The sequence below is a fragment of the Vogesella facilis genome, from assembly GCF_042648525.1.
GTDB lineage: Bacteria > Pseudomonadota > Gammaproteobacteria > Burkholderiales > Chromobacteriaceae > Vogesella > Vogesella facilis.
In genome coordinates, this window is sequence record NZ_JBHRXN010000011.1 from 223,827 (window position 1) to 231,657 (window position 7,831).

Sequence of the window (7,831 nt, forward strand, 5' to 3'; positions counted from 1 at the left end):
ACGGCGGCGTCGGGGTAAAATGCCCGGTTTTACAAGGCAGTATCGACGTCCGCCGTATGAAATCGCATCCCCGCAATGCCCGCATCAAGGGCGATCCGTTTGTTCCCAGCCGTTTTGTCTTCGGCGATGCCGTGGAAGAACAGGGCCTGGAGCCGTACGAGTATGTGATCCATACCGAGGCGCCGACCTTTGTCTGCCGGCTGGTGGGCATGGACCAGACGCCGTTCGATGGCCGCGACAAGGAAGGTTTTTCCAGCGCCGTGCTGTACGACGAGCGCGACAACCTGACCCACTACGTCACCAACACCGGCTTCCGCCTGTTCGACTTCAATTTCTGGAGCGAGCTGCCCACCGCCGCCGAGCTGCACAAGGTGTGCGACGAGGCGATGCAGGTGTATCAGCGGCTGCAGAAAGCCTATGCCGAGCGCGAGGTGGCGCCCAAGGAGCGCGACTTCCGCGTGGTGCCCACCGAGCCGCTGCCGCCGGCCGAACGCCAGCGCCGCATCGCCGAGCTGGCCGCGGTGGCCGCCGAGGCCTCCGGCAACCCGATCAAGAAAATGCAGCTGCCGGCGCTGATCCAGCAGGCGCTGCTGGGCGGCGACCAGGCGGTGTTCACCGAGGCGCAGCTGGTGCTGCAGTCGCAGCCGGAGGCGCGCGAACTGCTGCTGGGCTCGGCGCGCGACAGCATCGCCTTCCCCGAGGTGATGCGCCCGGACGGCACCGTGGTGTCCTACGAGCTGTGGGCGCTGCCGCTGATCTTCTCGCGCGCTCACGGCGGCTTCTGGTGGCATTTCCCGCTGCTGGAGCGGGTGGAACCGGCGCTGGCCGACGCGCTGGCGCTGCCGGAAAACACCGTGCTGTGGCTGTCGCCGACCATTTTCAGCTCCGACATGCTGGCCGAGCGTTCCTGCCAGTCGCTGGTGCACCTGGCGGCGGTGATGGACGCCGGCTGCGACCTGGCGCCGCAGGAGGTGGAGGCGGCACGCGCCACCTACCAGGCGGCCAGCAAGACGCACGAGCCGCAGTTGATCCTGTGCTGGCTGCCGTTCATCGTCGAGCGCGGCAAGCTGGAGATGGCGCAGGTGCGCAGCCATGCGCGCAAGGCGCTGGATGGCGCCATGCCGCTGGTGCAGCAGGCGCTGGCCAGCGAGATGATGTTCGGCGAGGCCGAGCTGTTCTCGCCGCTGCCGTGGTGGGAGGCGTTGGCCGCCGGCGTGCATGCCTACAACCGCAAGCGCCTGGGGCTGACCGTGGCGGTGGCGGTGGGCGTCAATGGCAAACCCGATGGCGTGGAGGCGGTGGCGGAATACCTGCCGGAGCACCAGGCCTACGACGTGCAGCTGCTGGCGCAGGATGGCGGCAAGCTGCTGGGGCGCACGCCGTGGCTGCTGGTGCCGGACCTGGCGCCCAGCCGCATCCAGGCCTGGCACGATCTGGCGGAGTGCCTGAAGGCCGCCGACATCAGCCTGCGCGAACAGGCACCGCGTTTTCATTGATGGCAGGCAAAACGGCAGCTATCTACAAAACTCCATTGAAGATGATTGCTGTTTTTACAAGCTAATGCCGGCTGGTTTGTCGGTCATATGTGCGCACGGCATAATTCGTCAATCAAATATACGCAAATGAGGCAAGGCGATGGCATTACTGGGACTGCGTGGCAAATCCCTGCTGGCATTGCTGCTGGCCTGCCTTATCGCCCTGGTGCCGGCGGCGCTGATCGGCTGGCAGGTGGTGGACAGCATCCGTACCCATCTGGGTGAAGCATACGTACGCAATGTCACCCTGCTGCAGCGCGAGCGCATCTTCGCGCCGGTGTCGCGCGAGCTGGCGCTGTCGTTGCGGCTGGCCGACTCGGTGCTGACCCGGCAATGGCTGCTGGACGAGGACAATGCCGAGCGCCGCCGGCAGTTTTTCGCTGAGGCCGAGGGCTACCGCCGCGACTTCCGCGACCATTCCTACTTCCTGGTCAGCAACCAGAGCTTCAGCTACTACTTCAACGACCGCAAGAACGCGCTGTCCGAGCAGCCGCGCTACTTCCTGCAGCACGGCAAGGCGGAGGATGGCTGGTATTTCGCCACCATGCGCAATACCAGCGATTTCAACATCAACGTCGATTACGACCACGCGCTGAAAACCACCAAGGTGTGGATCAATGTGCTGGTGCACGATGGCGCCAGCAAGATCGGCCTAGCCGGCACCGGGCTGGACCTCAGTTCCTTCCTCGACGACTTCATCCGCCAGCGCGATACCGGCGTCACCCCGATGATCCTGAACCGCCACGGCGCGATCCAGGCGCACCCGGATTCGCGGCTGATTGCGCTCAATTCTGCCGCGCAGCACCAGCCGCAGCAGCAGACCGGGCTGCAGCGGCTGCTGGACGATGCCGGCGCCCGCGGCCTGCAACAGGCGATGCGCAGCGCCGAGGCCAAGCCGGGGCAGGTCAGCGTGTTCTGGGGTCAGCTGGACGGCAAGCGCCAGCTGTTCGCACTGAGTTTCATCCCGGCGCTGGGCTGGCACGTGGTGACCGCGGTGGACCTGAACGCCGCCCGCGTGTTTGAAGGCCCGTGGCTGACGCCGGCGCTGATTGCGCTGGCGGTGCTGTTGGTGGCCCTGCTGTTGGGCTTTGCCTGGGCGGTGGAAAAACTGGTGCTGCGGCCGATCAGCCAGCTGCGTCACTCGGCGCAGGCGATGGCCGCCGGCCAGTACGAGGTGGCGCTGCCGGCCGAGCGCGACGACGAGATCGGCGAGTTGAGCGCCGCCTTCGGCGTGATGGCACACAAGGTGCGCAGCCACACTACCGAGCTGGAGCAGCGCGTGCGCGAACGTACCCGCGAGCTGGAAGAGGCCAACCGCGAGATGGCCGCCGCGCACAAGAAGATCGACGATTCCATCGACTATGCCAGCCTGATCCAGCGCGCGATGCTGCCGGACCGCCAGCTGGTGCAGGCGCTGGGCGAAAAGCACGCCGTGCTGTGGCACCCGCGCGATGTGGTGGGCGGCGACTTCTACGTCTACCGCGCTGGCGAGCACAGCTGCCTGTTCGGGGTGGTGGATTGCGCCGGCCACGGCGTGCCCGGCGCGCTGATGACCATGCTGGCGCATGCCGCCATCGACCAGGCGATCAGCGACATCGGCATGCAGGACCCGGCCGCCATCCTGGCGCGCTGCGACCGCATCCTGCGCGGCATGCGCCGCGACGAGGACGGCGGCCAGATGCTGGCCACCAATATGGATGTCGGCCTGGCCTTTGTTGACCTGCGTGAAAGACAGGTGACCTTTGCCGGTGCCAAGATCGCGCTGTACTACAGCGATGGCGACAATGTGGCCGAGCTGGCGGGCGCGCGGCGCGCCATCGGCGACAAGCGCGTGGGCGACTACCGCAACGCTAGCGTGCCGCTGCAGGTTGGCCGCAGCTTCTACATGACCACCGACGGCTTCCTCGACCAGGCCGGTGGCGAGCTGGGCTTCGGCTTCGGCAGCAGCCGCTTTACCGACATGATCCGCCGCCACGCCGGCCTGCCGCTGGCAGCGCAGGGCGAGGCCTATCGCGCCACGCTGGCCGACTATCAGGGCAGCCATGCACAGCGCGATGACATTACCATGCTATGTTTCCGCTTCGACTGATGTCCAACCCCGGGGAGACTCTATGGAATCGTTAGACCTGTTCAGCATGCGCGAGACCTTCAGCCGGCAGCACATCATGCTGTGCTTCAACGGCCCGATCTCGCGCAGCCTGATCGAGGAGATCGGCACCGCACTGCGCAACTACCTGGTGGCCGACCATGCGCACCCGTCGTCGGCGATGGATGTGTTCGGCGTCTACATCGAGCTGACGCAGAACATCCGCCATTACACCCAGCAGCAAGGCTGGACCGAGCAGGACGCCACCGCCACCGTGGTGGTGGCGCGCGACGCGGATGGGCACTACGTGGTGAGTGCCGGCAACATCATCCAGCGTGCGGACGGCGAGGCGTTGCTGGCGCGGCTGGACAGCCTGGCGACGCTGGACAAGGCGGAGCTGAAGGCGCGCTACAAGGAGCAGTTGCGGCAGCCGCGCGAAGCCGGTGCCGCTTCCGGCGCCGGGCTGGGCCTGATCGACATCGCGCGCAAATCCAGCGCGCCGTTGCAGGCCAATCTGCGCCAGCTGGCGGATGGGCGCGCCTATGTCAGCGTTCGCGCCGTGATTTGAGTTTTTAGCGAGTATTCCACGATGAGCAATCTTTCCATTCCAGGCAGCCAGGCTACCCCCGCGATCGACGGCAACTGGGACAGCGGCGTGCTGTCCATGCAGGGCGACTCCTATCCCGAAAACTCCTACGAGCTGTTCCAGCAAGTGTTCGACTGGGTGTCGCGCTTCCTGGCCGAGGAAGCCCGCCCGCTGACGCTGGAGCTAGGGCTGTTGTACCTCAATACCAGCAGCATCAAGGCGATGATGGATATCTTCGACCTGCTGGAAGACGCGCATGGCGACGGCAAGGCGGTGGCGGTGAACTGGCGCTACGACCAGCGCAACGAGCGCGTGGCCGAGCTGGCGGAGGAGTTCAAGGAGGACTGCTCTTTCCCGTTTGCCATCGTCAGCCAGTGAGGCAGCCATGAATCGCGACACCCGCGAGCTGGAAGCGCATATCCAGGCCCTGCTGGCGGAGCCGGCGCCGCAGGCGCCGCCGCTGGCCCAGGCGCTGTCCGAGCTGTGGCAGCAGTACCAGGATCTGCTGGAACGCATGGAGCGCATCACCCGGGTGTCCGATGCCTACCAGAGCATGGCGCGCCAGCGCGAGCTGAGCCTGGCCGAACGTTTCGACAAGCAGCTGCGGCAGCTGGAAAAAGTGGCGCGCATCTCCGACCGCTACCAGAAAATGATGCGCGAGCTGAACCTGGCGCTGAAGGAAGCGGCGACCCACGACCCGCTGACGGCACTGGTCAACCGCCGCCCGCTGCTGGACCGCCTGCGCGCCGAGATGGAGCGCAGCGACAGCCGCGGCCACGCCTTCTGCGTGGCGATGCTGGACATCGACAGCTTCAAGCCTATCAATGACAGCTATGGTCATGATGTTGGCGATAGCGTGCTGGTGGAGGTGTCGCGGGTGATGGAATCCGAGGTGCGCGAGTACGACCTGTGCGGGCGCTGGGGCGGCGAGGAATTCCTGATCATCCTGCCGGAAACCACGCTGGCCGAGGCGGAGGCCATTGTCCAGCGCGTGCGCAGCGGCATCGGCGCCCTGCGTATCCGCGTCGGCGCCGATGCCCTGTCGGTCACCATCAGCGCCGGCCTGGCGCAGTACCGTGCCGACGAGCGCTACGCCGAGCTGCTCAACCGCGCCGATGCCGCGCTGCTGCAGGCCAAGCGCGCCGGGCGCGACTGCCAGCAGAGCGCCGCCTAGGCTGCCGCCCACCGATAAGGATTCCCCGTGTTGCAAGCTATCTGGCCAGGCTCGCTGCAGGCGCGCCTGGCTTTGTTCTGTTCGCTGGCCATCCTGCTGGTGTCGCTGCTGCTGTGCGGCGTGGGCTATCTGCAGGACAGCGCCCGTCTGCGCGCGCAGCAGCAGCGCCATGCCGAAGAAGTGGTCGCCCGGCTGGCAGACGACATCGACGAGCGCGTGCGCAGCCGCCAGGTGCTGCTGGAACAGGCTGCGGCCAACCTGCAGCCGTCCGCCGACGACATCCGCCTGCATGGCGGCGAGATCATCCGGCAGTTCCATTACCTGAAGGGCAGCTTTGGCAGCGTGGTGCTGTACGACGCCGACGGCAGCATCGTGGCCGACTACCCGGCGCTGCCGGGGCGCGTCGGCCTGCAGCTGGGCGACCGCGCCTATTTCCAGCAGACCCGGCAGACGCTGCGCGCCGGGGTGTCGGAGCCGCTGCGCACCCGCGGCAACCTCAATCGCAGCGTGGTGGTGTTCACCGCGCCGATCCTGGACAGCCACGGCCAGTTCGCCGGCATGCTCGGCGGCAGCCTGGAGCTGTTCTCGCCGGAACTGTTCGGCGAATTGCGCGGCATGCGCATCGGCAACAGCGGCTACATCACGCTGACCAGCCGCCAGTCGCAACTGCTGCTGCTGCACCCGGAGCGGGCGCGCGTGCTGCAGCCGGCGCCCAGCGGCAGCGACGCCACGCTGGCGCGCGCGCTGGCCGGCTGGGACGGCAGCGTGCTGATGGCCGGCAAGCCGGGCGACGCCAGCCTGCGCGTGTACCGCAACCTGCATAACGTGAACTGGCTGCTTACCGGCATCTACCCGCAGCAGGAGGCGCTGGCGCCGCTGGCGGCGGTGGCCAGCGAATACCTGGTGCTGCTGCTGCTGGCGCTGCTGAGCGCGGTGCCGCTGGCGTGGTGGGGCACCCAGCGCCTGCTGCGGCCGCTGACCGCGCTGCAGCGCAAGGTACGGGCGCTGCCGGACGGCGGCGGCGAGGCCATCCTGGTGGAGGGCTGCCATGAGCTGCAAGTGCTGGCGGCCACCATCGCGCAGGTGTTCCACGAGCGGCGTCAGATCGCTGACACCCTGGCGATGCGCGAGGCGATGTTCTCGGCGCTGAACGACACCTCGCCGCTGGGGGTGTTCGTCTGCAATGCCGACGGCGTGCTCAGCTACGGCAACAAGGCGGCGCTGGCGCTGGCCGGCATGGAGCGCGGCTCGGCGTACTGGTTCGGCCGCAGCTGGCTGGAGGCGGTGCACAGCAGCCACTACCAGCAGTTGGCCGCAGACTGGAAGCGCTGGAGCCGCGAGCCGACCGGCGAGTTCCTGCAGCGCTTCCGCCTCAACCACGTGCGGCACGAGCCGCTGCTGGTGACGCTGCGCTGCAGCCGCATGCCCGGCGCCGGCGCGCCCCGCTTCCTGGCGGTGCTGGAAGACATCAGCGAGCGCGACGCCAACCAGACCTGCCTGGCCGCCGAGCGCCAGCGCCTGCAGGCCTTGCTGCAGACGGTGGGCGACGCGGTGATCCTGACCAACCAGCACGACGAAGTGCTGCAGATGAATGCGCCGGCCTGCGAACTGCTGGGGGTGAAGCTGGAGCAGGCGCACGGCCGCAGCATGGGGCTGTTCGTGGCGCTGAGCCTGCCGGAGCACGACCAGCCGGTGACCCTGGCGCAGCTGGCCGAGCAATACCACGGCCAGACCGTGGCGCTGAACCTGCTGGGGCGCGACATGCGCCTGCTGCCGGTGCTGTTCAGCCTGTCGATGGTGACGGCCGCCGGCAGCATGCACGGCTACAAGGTGTGCGTGCTGCGCGACGACAGCGTGCGCCGCCGCCGCGACAGCGGTCTGCGCGCCGAGTCCGAACACGACGCGCTGACCGGCGTGCTCAACCGCCGCGGCATGCTGGCGATGCTGGGCGCGTTGCTGGCGGACGACAACGCCCGCCAGCAGCCGCACTGCGTGGCGCTGCTCGACCTCGACCACTTCCGCCAGTTCAACGACAAGGGCGGCCCGCAGGCGGGCGACCGCCTGCTGCAGGAAGTGGCGCGCATCCTGCAGCGCCGGCTGCGCACCAGCGACTGCGTGGCCAGGCTGGATGCCGACTGTTTTGCGCTGCTGCTGTACCGCTGCAGCAGCGACACTGCCGCGCGCATCCTCAACGATATCCGCCACGAAGTCGGCCAGCTGCGCAGCGGCAGTGACGATGGCGCACAGCCGCTGACCGCCAGCATCGGCCTGAGCACGGTGCAGGGCGGCGACCGCCTGGCGCAGGAGGTGCTGCAGCGCGCCGAGCGCCGTTGCCGGCATGCCAAGCAGCAGGGCCGCGACCAGCTGATCGCCAGCGACCGCTAGCCGCGCACAAAATAAAACCGCCGCCATCTTGCGATGGCGGCGGTTTTGCCGTTAGCGGGCAGCCG

Annotated in this window: 6 protein-coding genes; all 6 read left to right on the forward strand. The window is 67.7% G+C overall.

All coding sequences use genetic code 11. The annotated features are described in order from the left end of the window. The first annotated feature begins 56 nt into the window (after nucleotides 1-56). Nucleotides 57-1,496 (forward strand): hypothetical protein, encoded by a 1,440-nt coding sequence (locus ACFOLG_RS06450; protein WP_386089773.1) that lies wholly within the window; start codon nucleotides 57-59, stop codon nucleotides 1,494-1,496. Between the two features lie 139 nt (nucleotides 1,497-1,635). Then, entirely contained in the window at nucleotides 1,636-3,624 is a 1,989-nt protein-coding gene (gene siaA / locus ACFOLG_RS06455) for a biofilm regulation protein phosphatase SiaA (protein ID WP_386089774.1), read from the forward strand. A 22-nt stretch (nucleotides 3,625-3,646) separates the two neighbouring features. Beyond that, on the forward strand, nucleotides 3,647-4,189 hold the full coding sequence (gene siaB / locus ACFOLG_RS06460; protein WP_386089776.1) for a biofilm regulation protein kinase SiaB: 543 nt from the start codon (nucleotides 3,647-3,649) through the stop codon (nucleotides 4,187-4,189). A 21-nt stretch (nucleotides 4,190-4,210) separates the two neighbouring features. Continuing rightward, nucleotides 4,211-4,585 carry a biofilm regulation phosphoprotein SiaC gene (siaC, locus tag ACFOLG_RS06465; protein ID WP_386089778.1) on the forward strand — a complete coding sequence of 125 codons (375 nt, stop codon included), beginning with the start codon at nucleotides 4,211-4,213 and terminating at the stop codon, nucleotides 4,583-4,585. A 7-nt stretch (nucleotides 4,586-4,592) separates the two neighbouring features. Then, complete coding sequence (siaD, locus tag ACFOLG_RS06470; RefSeq protein WP_386089780.1) at nucleotides 4,593-5,381, forward strand: biofilm regulation diguanylate cyclase SiaD; 789 nt, start codon at nucleotides 4,593-4,595, stop codon at nucleotides 5,379-5,381. A gap of 27 nt (nucleotides 5,382-5,408) precedes the next feature. Continuing rightward, entirely contained in the window at nucleotides 5,409-7,766 is a 2,358-nt protein-coding gene (locus ACFOLG_RS06475; RefSeq protein ID WP_386089782.1) for a sensor domain-containing diguanylate cyclase, read from the forward strand. The last annotated feature ends 65 nt before the right edge of the window (nucleotides 7,767-7,831 follow it).